A 727-nucleotide genomic window follows, 5' to 3' on the forward strand; every position below is an offset into this window, starting at 1 on the left:
TGGCGCATGTCCGCTCTACATCACCGCCGGGACCTTCGTGCTCGTGCTGGCCTGGCGCGTCGGCCCCCGGCTAGGGGCCTTCGGCGGCGTCCACCGCACCGGCGCCCGGCCCGCCGCCCAGAACCTGTCCTTCGTGGGCATCGGGACGCTGCTGATCCTGCTCGCGCTGCCGTTCGTCACCCTCGGCAGCGGCTACATCGTCCCCGACGTCGGCTTCTTCGGGATCTCGTTCACCGAGAGCGGGATGGGTGTGGTGATCATCAACCAGGTCGCGGCGATCGTCGGCGGCGCGGTCGTCGGCCTGCTCCTCGCCCACCGTCGCCACGAGCCCACCTGGGCCTTCCTCGGGCCGATCTCCGGAGTGGTGATCACCGGGACCCTGCTCGACATCGGAAACGCCTGGCAGTGCCTCCTGATCGGCGCCCTCGGCCCGGTCGTCGGGCTGGGCACCGCGAGCCTCCTGCGCCGGCTCCGCATCGACGACCCGAAGGTCGTGCCGCTCGCCCTCGGGCCCGACGCAGCCGACTCGGTGCTCGCCGGCTTCGTCGAGTGGGGCACCCCGACCGGTGGCTACATCGGACTCGAGGGGCCGTACGCGGTGGGCGTCGCCCACATCACCCCGTGGTGGCAGCTCGCCGGCGTCGGGGCGACGATGCTGGTCGCGGGCGTCCCGGCCTTCCTGATGTGCCTGGTCTTCGAGAGGTTCGGAGGACTCCGCGCGGACGCC

General features: G+C 72.4%; 1 protein-coding gene. It reads left to right on the forward strand.

Annotation, left to right across the window (positions count from 1 at the left end; translation table 11 throughout):
- Positions 1-727 (forward strand): hypothetical protein (locus PKE99_RS38145; RefSeq protein WP_271215113.1); only part of this gene is annotated, 727 nt, incomplete at both ends.

The organism is Pseudonocardia halophobica (genome assembly GCF_027922425.1).
GTDB classification, from domain to species: domain Bacteria; phylum Actinomycetota; class Actinomycetes; order Mycobacteriales; family Pseudonocardiaceae; genus Pseudonocardia; species Pseudonocardia halophobica.